This is a genomic window from Alcaligenes sp. Marseille-Q7550 (assembly GCF_965112015.1).
The window spans coordinates 522413-548997 of sequence record NZ_CBCOPU010000001.1; the positions used below are offsets into that span (position 1 = coordinate 522413).

26 protein-coding genes are annotated in these 26585 nt (G+C 55.4%); 19 read left to right on the top strand and 7 right to left on the bottom strand.

Annotation, left to right across the window (positions count from 1 at the left end; all coding sequences use genetic code 11):
- The first annotated feature begins 61 nt into the window (after positions 1–61).
- The 19 genes from virB5 (at position 62) to ACWPWO_RS02535 (ending at position 18746) form a co-directional block, all read left to right on the top strand.
- Positions 62–787, top strand: coding sequence for a P-type DNA transfer protein VirB5 (virB5, locus tag ACWPWO_RS02445; RefSeq protein ID WP_454004142.1), 726 nt, complete (start codon positions 62–64; stop codon positions 785–787).
- Positions 788–797: 10 nt separating this feature from the next.
- On the top strand, positions 798–1244 hold the full coding sequence (locus ACWPWO_RS02450) for a hypothetical protein (protein WP_454004144.1): 447 nt from the start codon (positions 798–800) through the stop codon (positions 1242–1244).
- Positions 1241–1501, top strand: a complete 261-nt coding sequence (locus tag ACWPWO_RS02455; RefSeq protein WP_454004146.1) for an EexN family lipoprotein — start codon at positions 1241–1243, stop codon at positions 1499–1501. Before ACWPWO_RS02450 ends, ACWPWO_RS02455 begins: the two co-directional genes overlap by 4 nt.
- A 1-nt stretch (position 1502) precedes the next feature.
- Entirely contained in the window at positions 1503–2555 is a 1053-nt protein-coding gene (locus tag ACWPWO_RS02460; protein WP_068958467.1) for a type IV secretion system protein, read from the top strand.
- A gap of 657 nt (positions 2556–3212) precedes the next feature.
- Positions 3213–3446 carry an antitoxin VbhA family protein gene (locus ACWPWO_RS02465; protein ID WP_155865362.1) on the top strand — a complete coding sequence of 78 codons (234 nt, stop codon included), beginning with the start codon at positions 3213–3215 and terminating at the stop codon, positions 3444–3446.
- Between the two features lie 234 nt (positions 3447–3680).
- Positions 3681–6125 (top strand): hypothetical protein, encoded by a 2445-nt coding sequence (locus ACWPWO_RS02470; RefSeq protein ID WP_454004149.1) that lies wholly within the window; start codon positions 3681–3683, stop codon positions 6123–6125.
- Positions 6118–7452: a hypothetical protein gene (locus ACWPWO_RS02475; RefSeq protein WP_454004150.1), complete on the top strand. Its 1335-nt coding sequence runs from the start codon at positions 6118–6120 to the stop codon at positions 7450–7452. The genes ACWPWO_RS02470 and ACWPWO_RS02475 overlap by 8 nt, the downstream gene beginning before the upstream one ends.
- 395 nt (positions 7453–7847) lie before the next feature.
- Entirely contained in the window at positions 7848–8255 is a 408-nt protein-coding gene (locus tag ACWPWO_RS02480; RefSeq protein ID WP_454004152.1) for a nucleotide pyrophosphohydrolase, read from the top strand.
- On the top strand, positions 8252–10441 hold the full coding sequence (locus tag ACWPWO_RS02485) for a DNA/RNA helicase domain-containing protein (RefSeq protein ID WP_454004154.1): 2190 nt from the start codon (positions 8252–8254) through the stop codon (positions 10439–10441). The genes ACWPWO_RS02480 and ACWPWO_RS02485 overlap by 4 nt, the downstream gene beginning before the upstream one ends.
- Positions 10442–10606: 165 nt before the next feature.
- Positions 10607–11221: a nucleotidyltransferase domain-containing protein gene (locus ACWPWO_RS02490; RefSeq protein ID WP_454004156.1), complete on the top strand. Its 615-nt coding sequence runs from the start codon at positions 10607–10609 to the stop codon at positions 11219–11221.
- A complete protein-coding gene (locus ACWPWO_RS02495; protein WP_454004158.1) occupies positions 11205–11462 on the top strand; it encodes a hypothetical protein in 258 nt (85 codons plus the stop codon). The genes ACWPWO_RS02490 and ACWPWO_RS02495 overlap by 17 nt, the downstream gene beginning before the upstream one ends.
- A gap of 746 nt (positions 11463–12208) precedes the next feature.
- Entirely contained in the window at positions 12209–12559 is a 351-nt protein-coding gene (locus ACWPWO_RS02500) for a hypothetical protein (protein WP_454004160.1), read from the top strand.
- Positions 12560–13488: 929 nt separating this feature from the next.
- On the top strand, positions 13489–14619 hold the full coding sequence (locus tag ACWPWO_RS02505; protein ID WP_454004162.1) for a DUF262 domain-containing protein: 1131 nt from the start codon (positions 13489–13491) through the stop codon (positions 14617–14619).
- A gap of 3 nt (positions 14620–14622) precedes the next feature.
- Entirely contained in the window at positions 14623–15396 is a 774-nt protein-coding gene (locus ACWPWO_RS02510; protein WP_454004164.1) for a HEPN domain-containing protein, read from the top strand.
- Between the two features lie 333 nt (positions 15397–15729).
- Entirely contained in the window at positions 15730–16218 is a 489-nt protein-coding gene (locus ACWPWO_RS02515) for a hypothetical protein (RefSeq protein ID WP_454004166.1), read from the top strand.
- Between the two features lie 525 nt (positions 16219–16743).
- Positions 16744–17265, top strand: a complete 522-nt coding sequence (locus ACWPWO_RS02520) for a ferritin-like domain-containing protein (RefSeq protein WP_394063812.1) — start codon at positions 16744–16746, stop codon at positions 17263–17265.
- Between the two features lie 108 nt (positions 17266–17373).
- Positions 17374–17550, top strand: a complete 177-nt coding sequence (locus tag ACWPWO_RS02525; RefSeq protein ID WP_454004169.1) for a hypothetical protein — start codon at positions 17374–17376, stop codon at positions 17548–17550.
- A 68-nt stretch (positions 17551–17618) separates the two neighbouring features.
- Positions 17619–17903, top strand: a complete 285-nt coding sequence (locus ACWPWO_RS02530) for a hypothetical protein (RefSeq protein WP_454004171.1) — start codon at positions 17619–17621, stop codon at positions 17901–17903.
- A gap of 9 nt (positions 17904–17912) precedes the next feature.
- The gene (locus tag ACWPWO_RS02535; protein ID WP_454004173.1) at positions 17913–18746 is read left to right on the top strand and encodes a DUF2243 domain-containing protein; all 834 of its coding nucleotides are present in this window, start codon (positions 17913–17915) and stop codon (positions 18744–18746) included.
- A gap of 137 nt (positions 18747–18883) precedes the next feature.
- On the opposite strand, the gene ACWPWO_RS02540 is transcribed toward ACWPWO_RS02535, so the two are convergent.
- The 7 genes from ACWPWO_RS02540 to ACWPWO_RS02570 all read right to left on the bottom strand — a co-directional run bounded on the left by ACWPWO_RS02540 (position 18884) and on the right by ACWPWO_RS02570 (position 26570).
- Entirely contained in the window at positions 18884–19453 is a 570-nt protein-coding gene (locus ACWPWO_RS02540) for a GNAT family N-acetyltransferase (protein ID WP_454004175.1), read from the bottom strand.
- 103 nt (positions 19454–19556) lie between these two features.
- On the bottom strand, positions 19557–20048 hold the full coding sequence (locus ACWPWO_RS02545; protein ID WP_454004177.1) for a hypothetical protein: 492 nt from the start codon (positions 20046–20048) through the stop codon (positions 19557–19559).
- Between the two features lie 225 nt (positions 20049–20273).
- Positions 20274–22313 carry an alkaline phosphatase family protein gene (locus ACWPWO_RS02550; RefSeq protein ID WP_454004179.1) on the bottom strand — a complete coding sequence of 680 codons (2040 nt, stop codon included), beginning with the start codon at positions 22311–22313 and terminating at the stop codon, positions 20274–20276.
- A gap of 52 nt (positions 22314–22365) precedes the next feature.
- Positions 22366–23430, bottom strand: coding sequence for a permease (locus ACWPWO_RS02555; RefSeq protein ID WP_454004181.1), 1065 nt, complete (start codon positions 23428–23430; stop codon positions 22366–22368).
- A 178-nt stretch (positions 23431–23608) separates the two neighbouring features.
- Positions 23609–24139 (bottom strand): disulfide bond formation protein B, encoded by a 531-nt coding sequence (locus tag ACWPWO_RS02560; protein ID WP_454004183.1) that lies wholly within the window; start codon positions 24137–24139, stop codon positions 23609–23611.
- Positions 24140–24196: 57 nt separating this feature from the next.
- Positions 24197–24355, bottom strand: coding sequence for a DUF5993 family protein (locus tag ACWPWO_RS02565; protein ID WP_454004185.1), 159 nt, complete (start codon positions 24353–24355; stop codon positions 24197–24199).
- Between the two features lie 247 nt (positions 24356–24602).
- Positions 24603–26570, bottom strand: a complete 1968-nt coding sequence (locus ACWPWO_RS02570) for a rhomboid family intramembrane serine protease (protein WP_454004187.1) — start codon at positions 26568–26570, stop codon at positions 24603–24605.
- Positions 26571–26585 lie beyond the last annotated feature (15 nt).

The window sequence follows — 26585 nt, forward strand, 5'->3', positions numbered from 1 at the left end:
AGACCGACAGACCGGACCGCACGGTCCTACGTTCGCCCTCAACCTCTCAGGAGTGGCGAACATGAAGAAACTATCAGCCTCTTGCATTCTGGCCGTCGGCATTGCCGCGTCGTCGGCCGCCTTCGCACAAATCCCCGTGACAGATGGCGCTTCCATCGCCAAGAGCGCGGAAAACCAGATCGAAACGATGGCGAAGTGGAAGATGCAGTACGACCAGATGGTCAGCCAGATCGACCAGATGAAGCAGCAATACGCTGCGGTCACTGGCGCGCGCGGCATGGGCGAACTGTTCAACAACCCGCAGCTGCGTGACTACCTGCCGCAAGACTGGCAAGACGTCTATGACAGCGTGAAATCAGGCGGCTATGCCGGCCTGAGCGGGCGCGCTGAGTCCATCTACAACGACAACAAGGTGTATGACGCCTGCGCCGGCTTAGCCTCGACGGAGCAACGCACGAGCTACGAAGCGCAAGCCGTCAAAGGTGCGCAAGACAAAGCCTTCGCGCTCGACGCCTACGATGCGGCGAAAAACCGCCTTAGCCAAATCGACCAGTTGATGCAGCAGATAAACCAGACACAGGACCCGAAAGCCATTGCCGAACTGCAAGGTCGCATCGCGGCCGAGCAGGCCATGATTCAGAACGAGCAGACCAAGCTACAGATGGACCAGATGGCCGCGGCAGCCGAAGAACGCCTACAGCAGCAACGGCGGAAGGAGATCAACGCAAAGATTGTTGATAAACGGAGCTACCCCACTCTTCAAGTCTTCAACCCGCTTGCACACTAAGGAGAACATCATGGCTCCGTTCTACGCAATCACACTGGTTCCAGTGGTAATGCTATGCCTTGCCATCTATCGCTTCTGGGCTTGCGCTCGCCGCCTGAGTCCCGAGTATTACCGAGAGCTTTTGCGGCGTGCGCCGCTGATGAGAACTCTTGATGTCGTGGCTATCGGTATGGCTGTTTTCACGGCCTACTACGCGGCTATGGGCTGGTTTGGATTCACACTGCCGTTCGTTGATGAAGAACCGTTACCGCCTTGGATGAACATCATCCTGTCTGCCGCCACATCCATTGCGTGCATCGGCATCGTTTGGACAAACGCGCCAAATCGCTTCACACAGCCGACATGGGGCGGCATGCGCGAAAGCGTCGTACGAACCCTTGCAGCGTTACGCATCATTGAGGCCGCCGAAGTGGCCCACGCACTCGACATCATCAACGCAGGCGAGGCGCATAAATGAAAAACATCCTCTTCCCTTTCTTCATCGCGCTCACGCTGGTAGCTTGCGGCGAAAACACCCCCGCTCAAACCGTCGATTGGTACAAGGCGCATGCCCCCGAACGCAACGCGATGATCGCGAAGTGCGAAGCCAGTCCTGGCGAGTTCGCCGCATCCGCCAACTGCATCAACGCCAAGACAGCGGCAAACCATCTGGCCGTCGACAAGCGGGGCTATTTCGACCTGACACCGATCAATCCGCTCAAGGGAGGTCAATAACATGGGATTCGCCTTATTCCAGTGGATAGGCAGCAGCGTCGATGCGATGCTGAACACCTTCGTATCGGAAACCGCTTCAAACGTCATCCTCGGCTTTCAAATGCTGATGCTGACCGGCGTCACGCTGTACATCACCTTGACTGGCTACGCCATCAGCGCGGGCGCGGTTGAAGCTCCCTTTCAGACCTTCATCAAGCAGTGCATGAAGATCCTCATCATCACGGCATTCTGCATGACGACTGATTCCTACACGGCTACCGTCGTGTCGGCCATTCAAGGTCTGGAGACAGGCCTGGCCGACATCATGTCCACGTCTAGCGCTCAAGCGACGAGCATCTATCAGGTTCTGGATAACTCGGCGGACAAAGGGCTTAACGTGGCTTACGACATGCTAGGCAAAGTCGCAAAGCGCGAGTTCTACGAACTAGGTCATATGTTCTGGGATGCCCTGAATGCACTCATGATGGCCATTGCCGTGTTTCTTATTCATTTGCCTGCGGCCGCGACCATCATCATGGCAAAGCTCGGTCTCGGAATAATGCTTGGTCTCGGACCACTGTTTATCGCGGCGCTAATGTTTCCAGTCACCGCGAAATGGTTCGACAAATGGTTTGAGCAGGCACTGGCCTACATCCTTGAAATTGCCATCACAATGGTTGTCGTGTCTGTCGGTGTGGCGCTATTCAAGGCGCTGTTCGACAGGGTAATAAGTACGACCACGGACAATCCCATCAGTTCGTTTGTGCAGATCATCGTTCTTGCCTTGATCATCTTCTTCGCGCAGAGAAAAACGAGTGGCTTAGGGGCGAGACTGGCTGGCGGCATCGCCTTTGACGCTGTGACATTCAGGAGCATGGCGCAGGGTATTGGCAATGTGGTGAATCCTAAGACGACTCGCCGCGATATGCAGTCGGGCATGATGGTTACTGCTGGCCGAACCAACCACATGATTGCAGGCAACACCATGTGGAACCCAGCCTATCGGCAACACGTCTTGCAGAACATGGGCAAGAACTGGGGACCGGCAACAGGCGGCTCCGTCAACGGTAAGTGATGTGCATGTTGCGTCCGCATCGGCCTCGCCATCAGCGAGGCCTTTTCATTCATGGGCGCACATATCTCCGCGCTACGCTTGGGCAACCCCTTCGGTTGCATCCCGCGTCCGTTCTTGCCGGACTGGCCGCGGGGCAGGCCGAGCGGCTTCGCCTTGTTCCTCCCCCGGCCGACAGGCTGCATGGCTTCCAGAGGCATCAAGGGTGAAGGCTTCGCCCGGGATCCTCACCCGTTCCCTGAGCTGCGCTTCGGGCTGCGGCTTCCGGTCCCGCCCTTGACACCTCTTCCGGCCAAACGACGTCAGTAGCAGTGCCGTCGAGCGGATGACGGGTCAAGGGGTTGGTGCGGCCCGCAGCCCACAGGGCGAGGACACGGCCCCTTGACGCGGCAGGAGCGCCCCACGCTATGCCCGGGGGCAGGGGGTCCGGGCCAAGGGCCCGCAACCCCTGCTCCCGAGGCTCCCGCCGGCGAGGGTGGAGAGTCCAGAGAGGCAAAGCCTCTTTGGAAACTACGACGCAGGCGAGTACGCGGCCAATACAGGCGATCCATAGCAAGTAAAACAAGACAATTTCAGCGCAGCGCCCTGGAGGTTGCGTGTACCTAAACCAAAGTACTCGTACCTCTTGTAAAATCGAGTTACCTACAGCAAGGGGACACCATGGCTGGCGAAGATAAATGCGGGTTACAGCCCCACAAAACCATATCAGATGCCGAACGCGGTCGACGCCAATCGGCTGTTAACTACGCGCGGGCCTCCGTCAGTCTAGAAGGTTTCTCGCTCAGTGAAGCAGATGAGGCCCACGCCCAGCGTTTCATCGATGGTCAGATCAGCCTGCAAGAGTTTGTGCAGCCGCGCGCTGACGCGTTAACGCTCCCAAAGTCTTCGTCATGACGAAGAAATTTAGGATTTGGGGACTAGTGCAGGATAGGCTGTCGCCGGGTTTTGTGTTACCCATAAGCCAATATAAGGTCCCGAGAGAACAAGACTGCGAAGCCAGCTGCGTTCTCCACTATTTCGACAATTCACAAACCGATAAAGCGTGAGCGCATTTCCATGCTGCTGCGGCGGACGGCATAGAGGACTTCCCTCCGAGCAGTGAACAGGACTTGACTGCCAAGGATTTAGATGAACACCATCTTGGACGTTCCAATCACGTCAGTTACTTCACTAACCGCAGAGAGAGCGGTAGTTGTAATTAGGTCTATCCTGCGATCTGAATGCGCCTATGCTCGAATAAGCCCGAGCGCTTTGACAATATCGAGTCGACTTACTACTGCGGATGGTGGCATCGACGCCGAAATTAATGCCTCACCGAACAGGACGGTTCCTAGCGATTGCATCTTTCAGGCAGGCCTTACTGGGTTCCAGATTAAATCCGGCACATCATTTAAGCCCTGGACAAAGAGCAGCATTAAAGGGGAGCTTCTGGATAGCAAGGGACAGCTTTACACTGAAGTGGAGCGACTTGTACGCCGCCGTGGATTCTATACAATTATTTGCACCGGCCATGATCTAACCCCCGAACAACGCAATACCGCGCGAAGCGAGATCGCTTCAGTATTGGCTGAAGTGGGTTACCCTGACTACGAAGGTCTATTAGAAGTTCTTGGTGCCAGCCAACTTTCAGAGTTTGCGGAGCGATATCCAGGAACAGCATCTTTGCTCGCAACAGATCCGATTCAAGAGGCATTGGTCCTTGAAGAATGGCAACATGATGCACATATGGCAAATGTGTTCGAGATATCCACGGAGCAGAATGAATTAATATCTCAGATTCGCAAAGGGTTGCAGGGCGAAGTTAAGCATTTCCGAGTACTGGGTGAACCAGGTCTAGGCAAAACTCGCATAGTCCTCGAAGCCGTAAAAGACGAGAATATTGCTCCCTATGTACTCTATGTCCAACATGGAGCACTGTTTGGACAGACCAAACTTTTCCGCCAACTAATAAGATCGGGCTATAGCAGGCCTTTGGTGCTTGTAATTGATGAGCTTCAAGAGCCAGAGATGTCAGATATCTGGAGACACTTGAAGTCCCGCTGCGGTCAAATGAAGCTAGTAACACTTGATCACGGAAGAGACGAAACTTTCGACGAGGAAATTGAACGCCTTAACGTTCCGCGACTATCCGACGAGACGATCAGAAAGATCCTCGCTAATCGCGTCGGCGACTCAAACGAACTTGATCGCTGGGTCCAAATTTGCGAAGGTTCTCCACGTGTTGCCCAGGCAGTTGCGGACAATCTGCGGGCAAACCCTCAAGATCTGTTGAAGCCACCATCGACGGTGCCGATTTGGACGCGATTCCTGCACGGTTACAGCGGCAAGAATGAAGTCACAACCCGACAAATAGACTGCGTCACGCAGCATTTAGCCTTGTTTAGCCGATTTGGTTATGAGGATCCGGTGGGTAGCGAAGCCGTATATATTGCCGAACAAATCCGCAAGGCAGACCCTACGATTGGATGGGCAAGGTTCCAAGAAATCATCCAGACTCTACGTGCGCGCAGAGTACTCCAGGGAAGCAGGACATTGTTTTTCGTACCCAAAGCGCTTCATATTTATTTATGGAGGCAATTTTGGGAGCAGTATGGTAGGGGGTTCGATTTTATCGAGACATTTTCCAGCATGCCAGAGACTTTACATGCCTGGTTCATGAATATGTTCAAGTTTGCAGGCCATGCCGCAACGACGCACATCACCAATGAAATCCTTCGAGTAGACGGAGTTTTTTCTCAGAGAGCCGCTTTAACGTCGGAGAAAGGCTCACGATTCATGTCTATTTTGGCAGAAGCCAATCCGGGTGCGGTTTTAAGGCTTCTCGAAACTACCGTGAATACGTGGACGGATCAGGACCTTTTGGACTTTAAAGACAACAGACAAAACCTGGTGTGGGCTCTGGAAAAAATTGCCGTCTGGCCAACTTACACGGTCCGGGCGATTCAGGTTTTAACCAAATTCGCCGTTAATGAGAATGCGGATTTTTCCAACAATGCAACTGGAACTCTTGTTGGCTTGTTTCGAATCGGACCGGAAGCCGCTGCGACTGAAGCCTCTCCCGAGGTCAGGCTTCCGGCAATGCTCCAGCTTTTGCGTGCGAGAGGGACGGCAGAGCGCAAACTCGCCCTCAAGGCAATGCAGGCTGCACTTGACACTCGCAGCAGAGGGTTCAGGATCGTTGGTCCCGAGTATCAAGGGTTGAAAGAGAGGGCTAACCTCTGGATTCCCGGCACATATGGCGACTGGTGGCAAGCGCAGTATTTGTATTTCCAAGCTTTAGTCGAAGAAACCCAAAATTGGCCGCCTGAGTTTCGGACTGATCTTAATCTGGCATTACTAGATGCTGTAGAGCAACAGATTCATATTCCGCCATGTACAGAATTAGCCTTCATTGTTTTGGATCGTCTTATTGACGACACGACGATGGAGCCGGGGAAATTGAATTCGTTTTTCTGGCATTACAGAGAATACGGAGTCAAAAATAAAGATCCCGATATTTCCACCAGATTACATCGGGCTGAGCGCCGCTACACAAAGCGAGTTAGCGAGCAGATTTCGGCGATATGTGATTGATGTAGAGTGGCTTGAATGGGACAACGATTTTCGTCAGCGACGAGGCAGGAATAAAAGTCGTGCCAAGGCACTCGTCGACGCCTTGGTTTGCCGCATTGCTAGGACGCCAGACGGACTCAGCCACCTTTTAGACCAGCTTGCGCCAACGAAGGGCACTCCCGCACTATGGTATTTTGGCGACAAGTTGGCACAAAGTGATCCCGGACACGTTTTCTTTCCTGTACTCACCCAGCGAACACTGGAAACGAAGCATCAAGTGTGCTTGCATGGGTATATGTCGGGACTTCGAGAGCTCGATCCGTCCTTCTATTTTTCTAAACTTAGAGCTTTTTTGAACGCTGAAGACTCGGCTTGGCTAGGGGCGACTATCGCTCTTCACTCCGATTATGATGATGAATTATTCGCTCGGTGCCTAAGCGCACTGGAAATGAGTTGGATAGATCCAAATGTGTTCGGAGCGCTGCGGGTTGGGCGTAGGATCGAAGAGATTCCTTCTGCCAGAGTTGCGAAGTTGCTTTCCCTATTGAGTGAAAAGAATACTTCTGAATCACTATTTCAATTGGTAGAGTTACTGGACTTAATACCCTTTGACGATGCAACACCATTCAATCCAGATTTTGTATTCGGGGCAACTTCGCGCTCAATAGCCATCGACAGCGAGGGGTCGACGTGCACGTATCATTGGAAGAATGTGTGCTTGAAACTCATCGCTTGGGATCCGAGTTACATTCCGCTGCTATTGGATGCGCTGCTCGTGGCAATGGGGAAAAATTATCGATTGAGCTACGCCTCCAATGTTGTAGAAATAGCTAATAAGCTAGTCCAAGCGAATCCCTCAGGAACATGGAAGATAGTAAAGACTCATTTTGAGAGGACACTCCCAAAATGGCGTAGCGATTTATTCAGTTGGCTAAAGGGGGGCTTAGGTGGCTTTAGCGATACACAGCCACGAGGCGCAATCGTTGATCTGCCAGTCGCAGAAATATTCCAGTGGATTGAAGAAGACCCATCCTCAAGAGCAGCATTGATAGCGCACGCAGCGCCAGCCACTTTGGATGATGAAGGAGGTGGACAATTAACTCGAGGATTGTTGTCAAGATATGGGCACCTAGACGGTGTCCAAAATGGAATCGGGGCAACTTTTCATTCGGGCGGATGGACAGGACCAACAAGTGCTTATTTGCGGCGCAAACGAGAGAAGATGCGAGAATGGCTGGCCGCTGGATTCGAGTTTGAGGTCGTGCATTGGATCGAGAGTGAGATCGAATACTTAGACAGATCAATTGAGCGCGAGGAGATCGATGAGGAACGTTCGCGATTCGATTAATCATACAGATAAAAATTTTTCACAATCACGTTAAAACCGGAGTGTCCGGAGAATCTGAAAGTACCGAAGACTGTGCCAGGGATACAACTGTACCGAAATTCGGTACAGTACCGGTACAGTGACCAGTTTTCACCGATTCAGGAAAAATACGCCAACCTACTGATTCACAAGTAGTTTTACCTATTTCAACCTACGCGAGAATTCGCCCCATTTGCCTGTACGAACACTGTAGATCCCCAACTCAAAATCCCCCGCCGCAAGGCGTGCCGGTTCGATTCCGGCCCCGGGCACCATCTCTAAATCCCTAGTATTGACACGCAGCTAGTGCGATTTTAAGTTTTTCCCTGAGACCAGATCATTCTCCAGGTTGATGAGCCAGGTACGGTTTCGGTACTGTGGCGAAGCGTCGAGCACAAAAGTGCAGCTCGCCGCCGGGCAGGCTATCATCCATTCCAGCAACCTTATTCAGGAAAAGGCAGGAAATGGATCAAGTCATTCAGCGGCTGCGCCGGTTCCGTGATGAGCGAAACTGGCAGCAATTCCACAATCCTAAAGATCTGGCCTTGGCGCTCAGCATCGAGGCCAGTGAACTGCTGGAGGCGTTTCTATGGAAGGCGCCTGAAGCCGCCGACCCTGAGAAGGTGAAGGAAGAGCTTGCCGATGTCCTGGCCTATGCGCTGCTGCTGTCCGATGCGTACAACTTCGACATAGAGAAGATCATTCTAGAAAAAATCGAAAAGAATGAAGAAAAGTACCCAGTAAGCAAGGCAAAGGGAACCGCAAAAAAATACAACGAGCTATGAGTCAGACCCACCTTGTCGAAGTGAACCGCTATAGGTTTTCCGCAGAAGCTCTGACGGAAATTGAGACCGATGCATACGCGGCCAACAACTGGCCGCTCGTGTATATCCTTAGCGATGAGAAAACATGCCGTGCCTACGTCGGCGAGACCACGGACACGATCACTCGCTTGGGCACGCATCTTAAGCACCCCCAGAAACAATCCTTGACGACGGTGCACCTTGTCAGCAGTGAACGTTTCAATAAGTCGGCGACACTCGACATCGAGTCCTCCCTCATAAAGTACATGTCAGCTGACGGCCGTTTCAATTTACTGAACGGCAACCTGGGCTTGAGCGACCATAACTACTATCAGAGGGACGAACTCTATTCCAAGATATTTCGTGAAACCTGGGACAGGCTGCGCAGGCACGGAATTGCACAAAAGTCGATTGAAGCCATCGACAATTCAGACGTTTTCAAGTATTCGCCGTACAAGTGCCTGTCGGCTGATCAACAGCAAAGACTGATCCAGATAATGCGGGCTCTGGTTGACCCCGGGCTGAAAAATATCGTAGTCCAAGGCGGCGCCGGGACCGGGAAGTCGGTACTGGCGATATTCCTTTTCAAGCTCATTCATTCCGATCTTGAAGAGTTGTATCTGCGTGAGTTTTCCGAAGAAGAAAAGGAATTGCGAGATCTTCTGCGTCAGCTTAAGCAGCGTCTCCCATACCCGCGCATGGCCTTGGTGGTGCCAATGAACTCGTTCCGACGCACATTGAAGAAGGCATTCGAGAATGTTGCCGGCCTGCATCCCAGTATGGTCATCAGTCCTTCGGAGTTGGCGAGGCAGCGCTACGACATTGTCCTGGTGGATGAGTCGCACCGCTTGCGCAAACGCGTCAACCTGGGGGCATATTACGGTGCTTTCGACAAGGCCTGCGCCGCTCTTGGTTTGGATAAAAGCACGTGCAGCGAGGTGGATTGGGTTACCCGCCGATCAGATAAGGCCGTCTTCTTCTACGATCCGAACCAGAGCATCAAGCCATCCGATGCCAACGCATCGGACTTCGACGACATCAAGTCTTCGCCAGACAGCAGGGTCATGACACTGGTTTCCCAGTTTCGGGTTCGCGCGGGGCTGCACTATGTGCAGTTCGTTGACGACCTTCTGAACATGCGACTTCCCGCAGGCAAGAAATTCAGCTCAAGCAAGTACGAATTTCTGGTCTTCGATGAACTGTCCGACATGCTGAGGGAGATCGAGCACAGAAATAATAGCTATGGCCTGGCACGCTTGGTGGCAGGCTATTCATGGAGCTGGGTTTCCAGAAAAAAACCGGACTTGTATGACATTGAGATCGGTGATGTTCGGCTGCGATGGAACAGTACGAATGAGGACTGGATCAATGCGAAGGGCGCCGAGGGTGAAGTGGGCTGCATCCATACCACCCAGGGCTATGATCTGAACTACACCGGAGTCATCTTTGGTCATGAAATTCGCTATGACGAAAGGCTGGATCAGATTGTCATCGAAAAGGACAAGTATCATGATCGAAACGGAAAGCAGACTATTAAGGATCCGGATGAGCTCAAGCAATACATACTGAACATATACCGGACCATCATGCTGCGGGGCATACGCGGCACGTTTGTCTACGCTTGCGACGATGGTTTGCGAAACTACCTGAAGCGGCATGTAGAAAGCTATAAAAACAATGTCATTGCGTTTCCAGGACCTGCGAAGTCGCTGGAGCCATACGTCAACGCGGTTCCTCTCTATGATCTACGAGCCGCTGCAGGCGGCTTCAGTGCGCTTCAGCATGTCGAACATGAAAACTGGGTGCCCGTGCCTGAGGGCATGCCCGTGGGCAAGAATATTTTTGCCTGCCATGTGGTAGGCGAATCCATGAATAAGATCATCCCCGACGGCGCTGTCTGCCTGTTTCGCTTGAATCCTGGAGGCAGCCGGAATGGGAAAATCGTGCTGGTGGAATGTGCCGATGCCCAAGACGGCGACGCGGGCTCGCGTTACACAGTCAAGGAGTATCAAAGCTTCAAAGCGCGGACCGAAGACGGTACTGAAAATCTGCAGATTTTGTTGAAGCCTCGGTCAACCAACCCCGCGCTGGCCGCAATTGAACTCAGCAAGGAAGACGACGAACACCGCTATCGGGTAGTAGGCGAGTTTTTGGGAGTCATCAGTTAACTGATCTGCGTGCAGATGCGTATGATGGTCAAGCGAGTCCCGCAGCCAGCGACACCAGCATTTGGGCATGTTTAGCCGTGCCTACTGGGGAGGGCAAAGGGTTCGCAGTGGAGCGAAGCACAGCACTAGCCAGCTAAACCCAAAATGGGTATGATAAAACCCAATATGGGTACCAATGTCACTACATCAACGCCACGCAGCCTGTCCGATGCCTTATTTTCCGGCACCAAACAACGGGTGCTGGGCATTTTGTATGGCCAGCCCAAACGCAGTTTTTACGCAAACGAAGTGATCAGCCTGGCGGCCAGTGGTTCTGGGGCTGTACAACGTGAGCTGGCGACACTGGCCGGCAGCGGCCTGATTACCGTTAAATCGGTTGGTAATCAGAAGCACTATCAAGCCAACCCAGATTCGCCGATCTTCGCTGAGCTGTGTTCAATCATCCAGAAGACATCCGGCTTGGCGGAACCCATACGACAGGCGCTAGCGCTCATGTCCTCCAAAATAACGGCTGCTTTTGTGTATGGTTCCGTCGCCAAGAAAACTGATACTGCCAGCAGCGATATCGATTTGATGCTGATCAGTGACGAGATCGGCTACGGAGAACTGTTCTCCGCCCTGGAAGAAGCCAGCGTCAAGCTCGGCCGCCCCGTAAACCCTACGATTTTGACGCGTGAAGAGTTTGGCAAGCGTCTAGCGAACCAGGAGTCGTTCCTGACTCGTGTCATGGAGCAACCCAAGATCTGGCTCATAGGGGAAAGCAATGACCTCGGCATTTGAAAACCTTGCCGGCCCAGGCAAGCCTTTACGGGCCGAGCCTCCGGACAAGAAGGAGTTCGAAGGCCTGATCCGCTCCGGCCACGCCCGACTGCGCGATGCGCTGAATACGACGCTGTCACTTGAAAGCCGCTTTGACCTTGCCTACAACGCAGCCCATGCATTGTGCTTAGCCGCTGTGAGATTATGCGCGCAAAATTTAAAAAATCTACTTTTGAAAAAAAATTCTAAAAGGCTGTCATGAAGAAATTAAGACGATCCATAAATGTTCATCATGATGAAGACGTGAAAGCGCGATGGATTGCTTATTGCAACAGTCTAGATAAAAAAAACCGGAGGCTGCACTCAGGAAAATTATTGAGAATCAGCTACTAAAACTCTACAACCGCGAAGCTATCAGTAAGCAGAAAGTGTTAGAGAAAAAGGAACGCTTCGAAATCCTGCTGACTAAGACCGAAAAATCCGCTATTAAAGGAGCGTGCTCACGCTGAGCGCTGCCCTGCGCGGCGGTGTGTTGTTGACGCCCTCCGTGCTGGGCTGACCCATGAACTACAGTTGTGCATGTCCGAAATCGATGCCTTAGGTGGATCTAACTAACAATCGCCTACTCTTGACCGAAACCTTAACAAGATTGTCAGGCGCATGAATGAAGGTCATCATGAGCCGGTAACAGTGGAGCGAATGGAGACGCTTAGCCTTCTGTTCGTTAGGCGCACAGATTTGGTGAGTGACGCGATTCGTGCCAGCTTCGAAAGGTAGAAAATCGAGTAAGCTGGGGGACTCGCCTGGCAAGCCGGCAAGACGTATCAGCCCGTTGTCAGCGCACATTGTTGGCTCCGAGTCATTTTCATGTACGTGGCTCAGGGAGCCTTGTCCCATTAGGCGGATGGGCAGTTTCCTCCTGAAGCGGTGACACATCCATCGCCAGCCGAACGCCTTCGGTTCTGATAAGATCCTTATGTTCGATCTACCCGAGCCCGCGCAAGACTTATGACGCCCTTTGCAAATCCAGTCCGCCCTAGAACCCTGAAAAGTAGAGCCTCAGAGCTCTACCCTTACTATGCTGGATTTTCATCAAGCTTCGCCATGGATGCGGCCAAGTGGCTAAAAAATGGTGATGATTTTTCTATTTTGGATCCATGGAACGGAGCAGGCACAACTACCAGTCTTGCTAAAAGCTTTCCTGCTTCTACAATCGGGTATGATCTCAATCCGGTAATGGTTATTGTATCAAAATCAAATTTGGCCGTACCACACGAAGCTGGATCAATTGGTCCGCTAACAAAAAAATTTCAAATTCAGCAATCAAGAGCCGACCATTTAAAAAAAATAATCCATTAGCAGAAATTTTTACTGTTAATACTGCAGCTATTTTATCCAATTATGCTGCTAGCATTTGGGAGCACTTGGTATCCACAACCGTCCCAACCGACGGAGCAAAAAGCGTCAGCGAAATCTCTCCACTCGCCGCCGTGTTTTATGTTGGCTTATTCAACACTATCAGAAAAATGCTAATTCCGCTGGGGACATCAAACCCGACCTGGACTAAGCTTCCCAAATCAAACGAAGACAAAATCTGTGCATCCGTCCGTATAATCCGAACCCTATTCACTCAGTCGATGGAAAGAATTGGCCATCTAATCATCCAAGGGCCCGCTTCGTCGACCATTCCGCGTGCGGTTTGCAGTCTAGGCGATGCGAAGAGAATTCAGTTAGCCGACAGAAGCGTTGATAGCATATTAACTTCGCCACCTTATTGTACCCGTCTTGATTATGCTAGAGCGACACTACCTGAGCTACTTGTCTTAGAGTCGCTTGGACTAGCTTCCTACGCCTCAACTCGCTCCTCCTTGATGGGAAGTACTATAGCAACAAAGCCAGATTGTTTAGCGGTCCCGCAGAAATGGGGGCTACTTGCGAAAAGCTCTTGGATCAAATCTTTCATCACCCATCGAAAGCTTCTAAAACTTATTATTTTTACTCTCATTATAACTATTTCTCAGATTTAAGCGCTGCTATTTCCGAGATGAGTCGAGTGTGTAAGCCGGGGGCGCGAGTCTGTATCGTAGCTCAAGACTCATATTATAAAGAAATACACAATAATTTGCCGAGAATAATTACAGAGATGGCTGACAAGGAAGGGCTGAGGCTTCATAAAATATTTCATTATGCAAAGAAAAATCCCATAAGACTTATTAATAAAAATTCCAAAACTTACAGCCAAAGAAAATTAACAACTGAATCTGCTATACTATTAACACGGAGTTAACATGAGCGTCTTGGATGATGTTAACAACCATCGTAACGAGTTAAAAACCGACTCTTACACAACAACCATTAGCGATCTCTTGGCTACCTATAAGAGAGGAGATCTTAGAATTGATCCAGAGTATCAGCGTCTTTTTAGGTGGGATTTAGTTAGGCAATCAGAGTACATCGAATCGCTTTTGTTAAATATCCCCACCCCACCTGTGTTTTTTGCAACTAATCCAGACGGGAAAACAGACGTCATTGATGGACTTCAACGCTTAAGCACATTGTTGAAATTTTTTTCTTCGGAATTATTTGAATCTTCAATTCAAGCAACACCTGAAACCAATGAGGCAGAGCAAAATAATCTTGAAGTTGGTACCCTACTTCAAGGCGCTCCACTAGTAGGTTCACTTGAGGGATTTTCTTTATCAACATTACCAGAGACTCTAACCAGGACTCTACGGTACACTCGCATCCCAATTATAGTCCTGGAGAAAGAATCTTCCCAACGTGCTCGATTTCATGTATTTAAACGATTAAACCGATCAGGATCTGTTCTTTCAGACCAAGAGATAAGAAACTGCTCAGCACGGCTCTTTGGTCATAACTTTCCCAACATTTTGCGAGAATTAGCTAGCGAACAGTGCGTCCAAATAGCTCTGAAACTTAGCGAAGATCAAGCAAAAAGAATGGGTACAGAAGAATTGATCTTACGCTTACTTGCGAACGGGCACAGCCAGCAGCCACTTAAGCATTCGGTTGTAGAGTTCCTCGATGACTTTATGGAGTATTCGTCAGAGGGAAAATTTAATTTTGACCGATCGGCACAAAATAAAGTAATTGAAACATTTGAACTAATTTCCTCAGCATATCCAAACGGAGAGGCGTTCCGTTTCTGGCGTGACGGACGAGCACAGGGGCAATTTAGCTCTAATCTTTTCGATATTGTAAGCTATGGAATTTATCAGAACCTGCAGACGGTTCGGCTGGATCGCGCAAAGCTGAAAGCTAAGATTGCAGAGCTCCTTCAGAGCGAAGGTATCAAGGACGTAACAGGCGCAGGTTCAAATACTAGAAAAAAACATCAAGCGCGCTTGGAGTTGGGTCAGAGTTGGTTTAATTTTGGCGAAAAAAAAGACGGAGTTTGAGGTATGTTTATCGCCAAAACCAGGAAAGATTACATAGCTGAAATCATCTACGTAAGAGACGATGAATGCCTTGCGATGATAAATCGTGTCAATGATATCGTCCGCGCTGAAGCTGCTCACCCAGAGGCTGTCAGACTAATGGCAGTTCCTATGCTGTATTCTGTCTGGGAACGGTGTTTTTCAATATGGACTTCACTATGTCTGAAGTCGATTAGAGAGAGTACAGCGAGGGCGGTGGACTGCCCGCCTGAAATTCGCGCTTTCTGGTTAAGAAAAGCTGACTTCTTCAAAAGCTTCATTGACATTGTTAGAGATGTTATAGAGCTAGAGCGAGAAGATTCTGTGTTTCAGCAAACTTCAGGATTATCGAAAAAAATAACAAAGGGTGGTTTCCATCTATCCTCGAAAGTCTTGGGAAGCCTCGATGCGTGGCACCAACAGCCGTTCCCTTCCAAACAAGATGTAAAAGACCTTGTCCTTACTTACTCCAATGTTAATGACGCGGTGGTCACCGTTAACGCTGAAGCGTTAGGCTTGGCTGCAATGAGCTCGTATCAAAAACTCGACCTATCTAAGCTTGGCGGCTTAGTAGGAATGAGAAATGCAATCGGACATGGAGCCTCTTTTACAGCTCCAGGAAGCCGTGAGCTTAACGAACTGATTGAATATACCCGGTCGTTGATTACACAATATGCCGAAGTGGTTATCGATTGGCTAAACACCTATGCTCTTCCTGATCCGGAACCGGAGGTAGAGCCACAGATAGAGGCAGAATAATTTTAAGTAATATTATCAAGCAGCTGAAGAGGGGGTATTTGAGATGGTTAGGGAAGACTTAATAAATGCTTTCGTAAAAGAGCTGATCGAGAAAGACAAGATGTCTCCGCCAAAAAGGTGTTTATATAATATTTCTAAAATATTGGCGAGCGCGAGACAGGAATGGAACGATATAATGGATTTTGTTTGGAAAAGCCATTACACTATCAGTCATGAAAAGTCGATCGAAGAGAAAAAATTGCTTATTATTTTCCCGATGCCGAAAAATATTCAGAATTCATCGCCGCACGCGCAGCGATTCATGGGCGTCGCTGGGAAAACACCTACCCATACATGATTTCATCCGGTAATCTCTTCTCTGCGCTTTCTATCTTTGAGGCTTATATTTTGCAACTTGCAATCGCAACGGAAGAGGTGTCCGGTATAGAGTTCTCATCTGTCAAAGGTATAGGCATTGAGAAAATATTTAATTATTTTAGAAGAATAGGAATAGCGCCTGAAAAAATTATAATGTATGAGCAGATTAAAAGCTCACAAAAAATTAGAAACTGTTTAATGCATGCGGGAGGTATGCTTCAACTGTCAAAAGAAGCCGAAGCCATCAGAGCTATAATAGAAAAAAAGGCTTATCTTTGCGAAGCGGATAGAACTCGTTATAAAAATAATGAAAATCCAGAAATAGTATCTATTGGTTATTATTTTATTGGTGAGAAGGTATCAATTGATAAAAAGTATCCTCATATACTTTGCAGCTATATTTCGCGTTACATCCAAGTCTTAGGTGGCGAAATTATGAATTGGCTAGAAGCTCAGAGTGCCTAAGCGTGACTAGCTCCATGATAACAATACGCCAATCAAAGAAAGATGACGTGCTTCAGATACCCGGCGGGTACACTGACAAGATACGACCACTTACCCTAAATTTTTCACAAGCGCTGCTGCCGCATCGACTTCAGATATCTGTACCTTATATTGCTTACTCTGGATTTCAGCTATCATTCTGTGTAGCGAGCTAACTCAAAATTCTCCGCCGCAAAGCGTGTCGGTGCGATTCCGACCCCGGGCACTATCTAAAAATCTTCCCTGCTGTGCATTGAAGCACTGACGCGCCCAGCTCTAGTCATAACAAACAAATTAAGGATCTAGGACTGGTGAAAGACAGGCCGTCCTCAGCCTCAGTATCACACCGCCAAACCAAGCCGACCCCACCCTCCACAGCAAAAACCCCCCCGTCCTGACCAACATTTCATCGCACCGATAGCGCCCAGCCCATCCCGTGGGAACGCCGCATGCTGGAGGCCGGCAGCCTGCCGCAGTTGCGGGGAGGCAAACTGACTGGAGGATGCTATGGATAGAAATGACTCACGTGCGAACGAGCACTTGATGGACTGGCTCAGGGATGCGCATGCCATGGAGGAGCAATCTGAAACCATGCTGAGCAGCATGCTCTCGCGCATCGAAAGTTATCCGGAACTGCGGATGCGCATCCAGCGCCACATCGATGAAACCCGCGAGCAGCAGCGGCTGGTGCGCACGTGCATCGAGCGGCGTGGCGGCGATACGTCGCTGCTCAAGGACCTGACCGGCAAGGTCATGGCTGCTTTCCAGGGCTTCTCGGGCGTTTTCGCTTCCGACGAGGTGGTCAAGGGCGCGATGTTCAGCTTCGCTTTCGAGAATCTGGAAATAGCGGCTTATACCCAGCTCAAGGATGCGGCCGACTTCCTCGGCGACATGGAGACCGCTGCGGTGTGCCAGCGCATCCTGGGGGAAGAGCGGGCCATGGCGCAATGGCTGGAAGAGCACTCGCCCGCCCTGGTGCAAAGTTTTCTTGCGCGCTCTGAAGATCCAGACACGCAGGCCAAGCGATAAGCGCAGGGCGCCAGGGCCGCATCGCGGCCCTGGGCGGAATAAAGTGCGGAATTTACCGACGGGGAAGTCTAGCGGCTGCACGTATGCCCTCCCTGTCGACTGGAGGCCATGATGACGACTCCCACTCCCGAAGACATGAATCCTGGAGACCAGGCGTCTCCCGGCACGCCCGGCACCGGCGAGGTCGCTTGCCCCGCCTGCAACGGCAGCGGCAAGGTCGATCAGAAGCCGTGCGATGCCTGTGGCGGGACAGGCAAGGTTGTGCGCGGCGTCGGCGGCGCTTGACCTGGAGTCTGCGCAGCCGGGTACGACGTTTGCTAGAGGGCGCTTTGTAAGCAATAACGGAGACGACCATGAAGCCATCACACAATAGCGACCCGCAGCAGCAGCCATCTAGCAAGGCGCCCGAGCCGAGCAGCGAATCCCAGGTCGACATTGCCTTGCGTGTGCAAAAGGATCTGAAACAGTCGAAAGACCGGCGCGAACAAGAGAGCCAAGCGGAGCCTGCCGGCCGCAAGGCGACGCAATTCGACGGCTCGCCGAATCCGCACGGGGATGAGGACTCGGGCGTATTCAAACCCGCCGACGACACGCCTGCCGTGTTGGAAAAGCGCAGCGGTCCGAAGAATCCGGGGTAAGGCGTGGACGTGGCGCCCTCCCTGGACGCGTCCGAGCGCGGCGTGCGCCGCGCTGGCGCGCTGCTGGGCTTCGCGATGGGAGGCTTCTTCGACGGCATCCTGTTGCACCAGATCCTGCAGTGGCATCACTTGCTGTCGGCAATCCAGACCGGGATCCTGGGGGATCTGCGCATGCAGGTGGCCGCGGACGGCCTGTTCCATGCCTTCATGTACGTGCTGGCCGCGTTCGGCCTGTGGACTCTTTACCGGGTGTGGAAAAGCGCACCGGCGGCGTCCTTGCGTCCCTTGTGGCCGGTGTTCTGGATGGGCTTCGGCATGTGGCACATCGTCGATGCGCTGTTCTCGCACTGGATCATCGGCATTCACCGCATCCGTATGGGCTCGGACATGCCGCTGGTCTGGGATGTGGCATGGCTGGTGGTGTTTGGGCTGGCGCCGTTTTTCGTGGGCTGGCGCGGCCGGTCCGCGGGCGGCGGTCCGCCGAAGAGGCGCTCCCGCGTCGGCGTCGGCCTGCTGGCCGTCGCGTTAAGCTGCGCTGCCGCAGCCAATCTCTTTCCCCTGCGCGGCGACAATGACACGACGGTAGTGGCGCTGCGGCCGAACGCATCGGCCGCGGGTCTGCTCCAGGCGCTGGGCGGGACCGACGCTCGCATCGTCTGGACGGACCGCGCCGGCGGCGTCTGGGTCCTGCAGGGCCTCTCGTTGCGAGAGCGTCTCGCCTTATATGGATCCGGCGCGCTCTACGTCAGCGGAACGAGTTCGCCGGCGGGCTGCGCAGCGTGGCTGCAGGCGGCGGAGCCGAGGCCGGCGCTATCGGTTCAGATGCAGGCAGGGGCTATCTAACCCCACATCTCAGTTCAACTTCTCCTGCGGCAAGGCGTGCCGGTTCGATTTTGGCTCCGGCGACCATTTCTGAACTCACCGCTGGTATCTGGGTCGTTCGTATCGTCTTCGAAACGGGCATGCGCGTGTCCGAGCCTTCAACGCCGCACAGATGACTCAGCCCAATGTTCGCGCTTGAGGCGATAAAGCACATGGCGGCGCAGGGGGTGTCCCTCTGGAAGTGCGGGATGATCGAAATCATCGCTTTTTTTGTGGGCGAGGCCGATGCGTGTCATGACTCGCTGGGACCGGACGTTGTTTGTGGCTGTGAAGGACACGATCTCCTTGAGCCGTAGTTCCTCAAAGCCATATCTCAACACTTCGCGAGCCCCTTCGGTGGCATAGCCTTTTCCCCAGAAATCACTGGCCAAGCGCCAGCCGATCTCGATGGCGGGCATGAACGGCGCTTCGAACCAGGGTATGCCCAAGCCGATGAAACCGGCAAAGTCAGCAGAACCCGGTATTTCAACTGCCCATAGGCCAAATGGGTTTTCCTGCAATCCGGTTCTGATTCGCAGGGCGAGCGCATCGCTGGCCTGTCGGATGAGCGGTGATGGAAAGAATTCCATGACCCGGGCGTCGGCATTCATCTTGGCGCAAGCGATCAGGTCGCTATCGCGCCAATGACGAAGCACTAAACGAGGGGTTACTAGTTGAGGGGCCGGCACAAAAACCTCAAGAAAACCAGCTTGTCCGTCGGGTGGGCCAGGCGTCAGCCCGGTTCATCTGTAATGTGCGCCAAGCCCCAAAGGCGAAAGCCCCCGCTTTGCCTTATCTCCTGAAATTCCGATTACCCGTCATGATGTCGTCCACGGTCGGGCCGGGCTGCATGCCGGGGGGGCGGCCGTTGTTGTAGCCGCTCGATCCGAAGATGGATGGTTGCCCCGCGTGGCTGCTGGGATTGCGGTCATCCTGCGTAATGCTGAACTCGATGTCGCCGTTCGAGGCTTTTACTGATCGAGTGCCTGTGTAGCCACGATTCTTTTCTTCCTGGACTCGGAATTCTTTCGATATTTTCGATCCGTCTCCGAAGATGGAATCCTGTTTGTCTTTCGAGGGCGCTTGCGCGCCGGGCTGCATCGGCAAAGCCCGAGGCGCCGGAGTGCCGCCGAATTTGAATCGCTTGTCCACGGCGCCCGTCTCGTAGCCGGGCTTTTCCGCCGTCGAGCCGGTTTTGCATGGCTTGGCGGTGTCTGCCCACGCATGGGGCCACGTAGAAAGGCCCAGGACAACAAGGCCTGTATTGACGAAAAATTTTCTCATTTGCTTCTTGCTCCTGTTCCTGCCTATTCGGCATCGAGTGCGCCAATGCAAGCTTAACAAGATACTGGCTGACGCTGGAGAGATCTTTTCGGCTCTTCGTGATCTGTCCATGTTGCGCTCCAGGATACGCAGCAGGTGTTCGCAGCCGTCGCGCCATAGGTGCGCCATCCTGGGCGGCGGCAGGCGCTGCCGCGGCTCCCGATGAGACGGGCTGATCAGCCTTGACTAGGCGTCCGTGGCCGGTTGCTTGTCGGCCGCCACTTCGGGCTGGTCTTGTTCGGGCTTCAGGAATTGAGTGGACGGTTGGCCGTCGGCGTTGTGCTGCAGGATGCGGGAGGGGCGGCCCTGGGCGTCCAGCCAGACCTGGCCTATGCCCGAACCGTTCCACACGCGTTCGCCGCGGCGGCGGCGATCGGGCAGGCGCGGGACGATGGCGAGGTCGCGGCGCTGGGTGAACCAGTTCAGGGGCGAGCGCGGCGCGTACAGCCAGCGGTTCAGGCGGTCCAGCCAGTCCAGCAGCCGGCGCGGGAATTCGTTCTTGATGCCGCTGCTGGTGATCTGCCAGATGTGCGGCATGCGGTCGCTGTCGCGCACCTGCACGTCGTAGGCAAAGGAGTAGTGCACGTCGCCCGACAGGATGACGTAGTTGCCGGGCGTGCGGGAGTGGCGAAAGATGTTCAGCATGACGCTGGCCGCGCCGCGGTGCGCCATCCAGTTTTCCGCGTCGACGGTCAGCGCATGGCCGGCGTAGGTGCAGATCCGTTGAATGACCTCGATCAGCTTGACGCCGAACATGGGGGTTGGGGAGACGATCACGGCGGCTGTTTCATCCAGCAGTTCATGCTGCAGCTCGACCAGCGATTCCCAATCCATCAGTCCCGAGGGGCGGCTGGGCAGGCGACGGCTGCGCCAGCGGCGCGTGCGCGTGTCGAGCACGATGACGGTGGGCTGAGTCCGCAATACATAATCCCATCGCTTGAACGACAGGAGACGATCGACCAGCGCATCCTGCGCCGCGGCGTCGAGCCGGCCCTTGTCGTCGGGCGCGGCCATCAGGGCATCCGTGTCGTCGAGCACGGCGCCGAAGACGTCGGGCCGGTTGCCCCAGCCCTGGCACAGCATGTAGGCGATCAGGGCGTTGCCCACGATGCGCCGCGGGAATGGATGCCCGTAGGCCGTGGATACACATTTGGCCGAAAGGTTCCAGTGGTCGGTGATGTCGTGGTCAACAGAGAGCATGCGCGTCTGGACGTGGGCGAGCAGGCGCGCGGCGCGGGGCAGCTCCTGGCGGAAACCCTGCAGGGCCCCGAGTTCGCGTTGCCAGCGCTGCATGTGTTCGGCATCCAGGGCGGGCATTTCGGGCTCGGGCAGGAGCTGCCAGGGCACGGGCGACCAGACGAGCAGATACATGGCCAGCACTTCGGCCAGCGTCACAAGGTGGTTGTGCGCATTGGCCGTGGTGAAGATGGGTTTTTCCACGCCGCCGAAGAAGCGTTCGCGCAAGGCCTCGTTGGATTTGAAGGCAGGCAGCAAATCCTCGCGGCGGTAATAGCCGGCGGGATGGGCGTAAAGCTCGGCGCTGTCGGAGACGACGGCGCCGTCCAGGCGCTCGCCGTACAGGCCAAGGCGCTGGATCAGCGCATGGATCATTGCAAGCATGGGGCCGGCCACGTCGTCCGCATAGACCTGGTCGCCGCACAGCATGAGCATGGCGGGCCGGGCGTCGGCCTGGACGATCTGGCCGGCCAGCAGGCCGTCGGCGCGCGCGAGCCCGTCGGCGGAGCGATGATGCGGCTTGCGGCACGAGCCGTAGAGGATGTTGTCCGCGCGGCTGCGCAGCACCAGGCTGGGGCGCGTTGCGCCATCATGGAGCAGGTGCGGCGCCCATTGCGCAATGCCGGCTTGCCGGCCGTCCTCTGCGGTGACGATCAGATCGTAGTGGATCAGCGCGTCCTGCGGCAGGGGCTCAGGCAGGCTCACGTCGATCAAATGCAGATAGGCGTGGCGGCCGATGGGAAGGAGGCGGCAGCACGTGGCGTCCAGCGATACCTGACGGGCCGGTTCGCCGCTGGGTTCGAGCAGCAGAGTCAGGCGCAGCGGTGCGCTGCCGACGAGCCAGAGCACAAGGCGGTCAGGCTCAAGGCGCCGCAGGATGGGGCCGGCGAGTACCGGCGGCAGGGGGCTGGAGTTTGGAGTTCGACTCAATCGAGTGTGCGATGCATGCGGGAAAGACCGGATTAGTGTAACTGGCGCCCTGTGATGCATAAAGCATCGGTGGCGAACAGACCCATGGTGCCGGCATGCACGGCTTGCGACTTTAGAAACTCAAGAATACAGCCACTCCGCCCGCCAGCATCCCCATCCCGATCACGCCTATCAGCAGCACCGCCAGGTCCGTGCGGCGGAATGAGCGGGAGACGGCGATCAGGGAGGGCAGGCTGATGGGGGGCAGGGTCATGAGCAGGGCGGCGGCGGGGCCCGCGGCCACGCCCAGGGCCAGCATGGCCTGGACGATGGGGACTTCGCCGGCCGTGGGGATGACGAACAGGGCGCCGGCGACGGCCGCGCCCAGGATCCAGGCCAGGCTGTTGTCCATGCTCATGTCCATCACGGGAAACAGCCAGGTGCGGGCGGCACCCAGCAGCAGGACCAGGATCACGTACTCCGGCAGCAGGCGCAGCGCCATGCGGCCGAAGCTGCGCGCCCAGCGCAGCAGCAAGAGGCCGGCGTGCAGGCCGGCGGGGTCCATATCGGCGGCCGGCACCTCCACAGTGGCGCTGTTGCCGCGGTTCAGGCGGTTGATAAGCCAGCCCAGGCCCAGCACCATGACGATGCCCAGTCCCAGCCGCAGTCCGACCCAATGCCAGCCCAGCACGAAGCCCATGAAGATCAGGGTGGCGGGATTGAGCATGGTGTTGCCCAGCCAGAAGGCGGCCGCGCTGCCGGGGGCGGCCCGGCACTGCCGCAGGCTGCTGACGACCGGCGCGGCGCAGCAGGTGCACATCATGCCGGGAATGGCCAGCAGGCTGCCTTTCACGACGCTGCCCGCGCCAAAGCCGCCCAGCCAGCGGATGATCCACTGCGGCGGCAGCAGGGTCTGGATGGCCGAACCCAGCAACAGGCCCAGCAGCAGGGCTTTCCAGATGGCCTTGCCATAGGCCATGGCGTAGTCCAGCGCGGCCTGGAAGGATGGCGCCGGCACGGCGCCGCTGGCGTCCGTCAGGATGGAACTGCCGATGGAGTGGGTCTGGGCCGCCACGAAGGCGCGGTCGTAGTAGGGCGACCACTTCACGTAATACAGGCCGACCAGGGCGATCAGCGCCACGAGGGCAATGCCCCAGGCGGGGTGGAGCGGGCGTCGGGTAGTGGAGGGAGAATTCATAGGAAGCCCCCTGGAAACGAAGGGCGGCTGTGCCGGAACGGAAGAACCATCATGGACAGGGCGCCGCATGCGGCGGCGCCTCGCAAATCCTTGATTGTAGAACTAAGGACGAGGCGTCGGTCCCCTCCTCATGCCCGACCTGAGCGTCGGGCTGCAGTATTCCGCGCCCGGTGCGGGCTCACCTGCGGGTCCATTCCAGCAGTTGATAGCTGACCGGATCGTCCTCGCATTGCCCGGTTCCGCATTCGAGGATGGTGGAAATAAGATTAGCCGCGATCAGGATGACGAACAGCACGCCGACGGCCTTGCTCAAGCCCGAAAGGGCCGGCAGCTTCAGCGTGCGGAACTCCCGGTCGCCCAGGCTCAGCATGACGCCGACGGCAAGCACGGTCAGGATGGCGGCGACCAAGGCCCAGGTGTAAAAGTGCAGGCCGAGAAAGGCGGAGCCATAGCCGGCGTCGCCCGGCAGGATGTGCAGGAATACCTGCCGCACGGCAATCAGGCCGGTGATGACGCAACCTGCCAGCACCATGCCGTAGTGGGCGCCTCTGACGCCCAGGCGGACATTGAACAGGAATCCGCAGCCGACAATGATCAGGCCGGCTCGCTGGAGCAGGCAAAGGGGGCACGGCAGTTCCGACTTCGCAAGCTGGTAATAAAAAGCGATCAAGAGCGCGACGCAGATGCCCAAAAGGCCGAGCGTATTCATGAGCGTACTCACGGCCAGGGGGCTGGCCGGCTGAACGGGGTGTTTCATCGTCGCGTCTTAGAAAGAAAGGGCCAGCGGGTCGCTTACGTGGTACTCGAACGAGAGAAGGGTGATGAGGACCAACGTCGCCCACATGGCATAACCGAATCTTGTCTTGCCAACCAGCACGCCGAGGGTCGCGCCCAGTGCCAGCAGAAATGGCAGAAACATGTACATGCTTGATTCCTTGATGCGTAGAATATTTTTTCTTGAAGTGCTTGAGCAGGCATGTATTTTACGTTGCGGCAACGCTGCTGCGAAAAGCCCAACAGAGGGATTTCTTCGTACTTGTTTTGTGAAAAAGAGACCGCGTGGAAGCGGTTTTTCTGGATGAGCGGCCAAGTCGGGGGAGTTTCGGGATTTCCGCGGAAAATAACTGCTGTGCACACGCCTGTTCAGGCGCGCGCAGCAGGAAAAGCGCGGTTCAGGCCGGGTTCAGGGCGCTGATGCGTTTGCGCTCGTCGTCCAGCAGCCGCTGGTAGTCGGTGGCGATCGGGTCGGCGCGCAAGGCCTGGTCTATGTCGAAGATCTGGACTCCCTCGCGGCCGGCGACATAGAAGCGCTGTTTGTCCAGAATGTCCATGACCAGCAGCGAGGACGCGGGGAAGGCCAGGGGATACAGGCGCAGCAGCCTGCCGGTCTGGGCGGAACTGGCGGCGATGTAGCCGTCCAGGATGGACAGGATCAGGCCGTGCCGCCCGTCCGCGTCCATGAATGTGTCGGTCAGGTAGCGCTGCTGTCGAGGCAGTTTGTAGAGGATGGCAGGACCGCGCTGGTTTTCGTCCGGATAGGACACGCCATCGGCATGCAGCAGCCACACCCGGCCCAGGCCGTCCGTGCCCATGCGCACCACGCGGTCGGGATCGACGCCCAGGAACCGCCAGTACGGGCTGGAAGAGCCCGCTGGCATTGCCCAGGGCGTCAGCGTACGCGCCGCCAAGTCGTAGACATGGACCCGGCCGTATGGGCTCAGCAGGTACAGTCGGGTCTGGTCTTGCGACAAGGCCAGCGTGTCGCCATGAGGCCACCGGTACCGGGCATCCTTCTCGTCGTCCAGTGCAAGGGTCTGCAGTACTTTGCCGTTCCGGGCGTCCAGCAGCGTCAGCGTGGCGGCCGCCCAGTCATAGGCGTAGATCACGTTCCCGTGCACCAGCAGGCGGCTCGGGAAGGAACCCGTGGGCGTGCTGAACAGCATTTTGCCGGACGCCATGTCCACGCGGCTGACCTCGCCTTTGAGCAGATTGGCGAAATACGCCTGCCGGGCATCGATGTGCAGGTCGGCGACGCCGACGCCGAAACAGGATTTGTGCGGACAACCCCAGGTCATGCCGTCCGGATAGGAATGGCGAGCCCAGGTAGAGACCACGCGGCCGGTGCTCAGGTCGAACTCCTTGGCTTCGGATTCGTCGTAGTTCTTCAGCAGGTGCAGGCGGTCCGCCGAGCCGGCGGTGTAGACGCTGCCCACGAATGGCTCCTGGATCACGAGGCCTTGCGCCGCCTCGGCGCTGGCGGCCGGAGGCAACCCTTCCTGCTCGGCAGCCGACAGGCGCTTCTGGTCGCGGCTTCTGGTTGCTTCGCTCTGCATGTCCAGGGTGATCCGCCGCAGATCCTGCGCGGAGGGGTTCTGCCGGATGCCTTGATAGCCCGTCCAGGCGATCAGGCCCGTCACGCCCAGGGCGAGCAGCCCGGAGCCCAGCAGCAACGCGGGCCTGGAGGCATACTGCGACACGGCGATCACCATGCCGGCCAGCAGGCCGAAGCCGAACCCCGCGATATGGGCGGTATTGTCGATGCTCGTGTCCACCATGCCGTAGCCCAGGGTCAGCACGGATACGAACAGGGCGCTGCGCATCAGGCTTCTGGTGTGCGCAGAGGTCCGGCCGTTCCATTGGGCGGCCAGCGCCAGGATCAGCGCCGCGCCGGTCAGGCTGAGGATGGCGCCTGAAGCGCCTGTGCTGACATAGATTACTTGGCGGGCGCCGCCCAGCAGGGTCTGGACGGTGTAGTCGAAGTGCACGAAGGCCGACACCCACGCGGCGAATATCCCCCCTGCCGTGAAAATCGCCAGCAGGGCCCAGCGGGACAGGATGGCCTCCAGGGCCAGGCCCACGGCCAGCAGGACGAGCAGGTTCTGCAGCAGGTGCTCCCAGGACTGGTGCAGGAACAGGCTGGCGGGCAGACGCCAGTAATCGCCCGTGGCGCTCAGGAGAGCGACGTTGGCGCCCAGTTCCGTTATCAGCGTCGAACCGGACAGCCCTAGTGCATCCGCCTGATGGAGCTGCCAGCCGTGGCAGGCCAGCAGGGTCAGGGCCAGCAGAATGCTCAGCCAGGGCCAGCGCCGGGCGGGCGGAATGTCGGACGGGCCGGGCTGGGCGGCTTGGTGCTCTGTCATGGTTTGTGCCTGTTC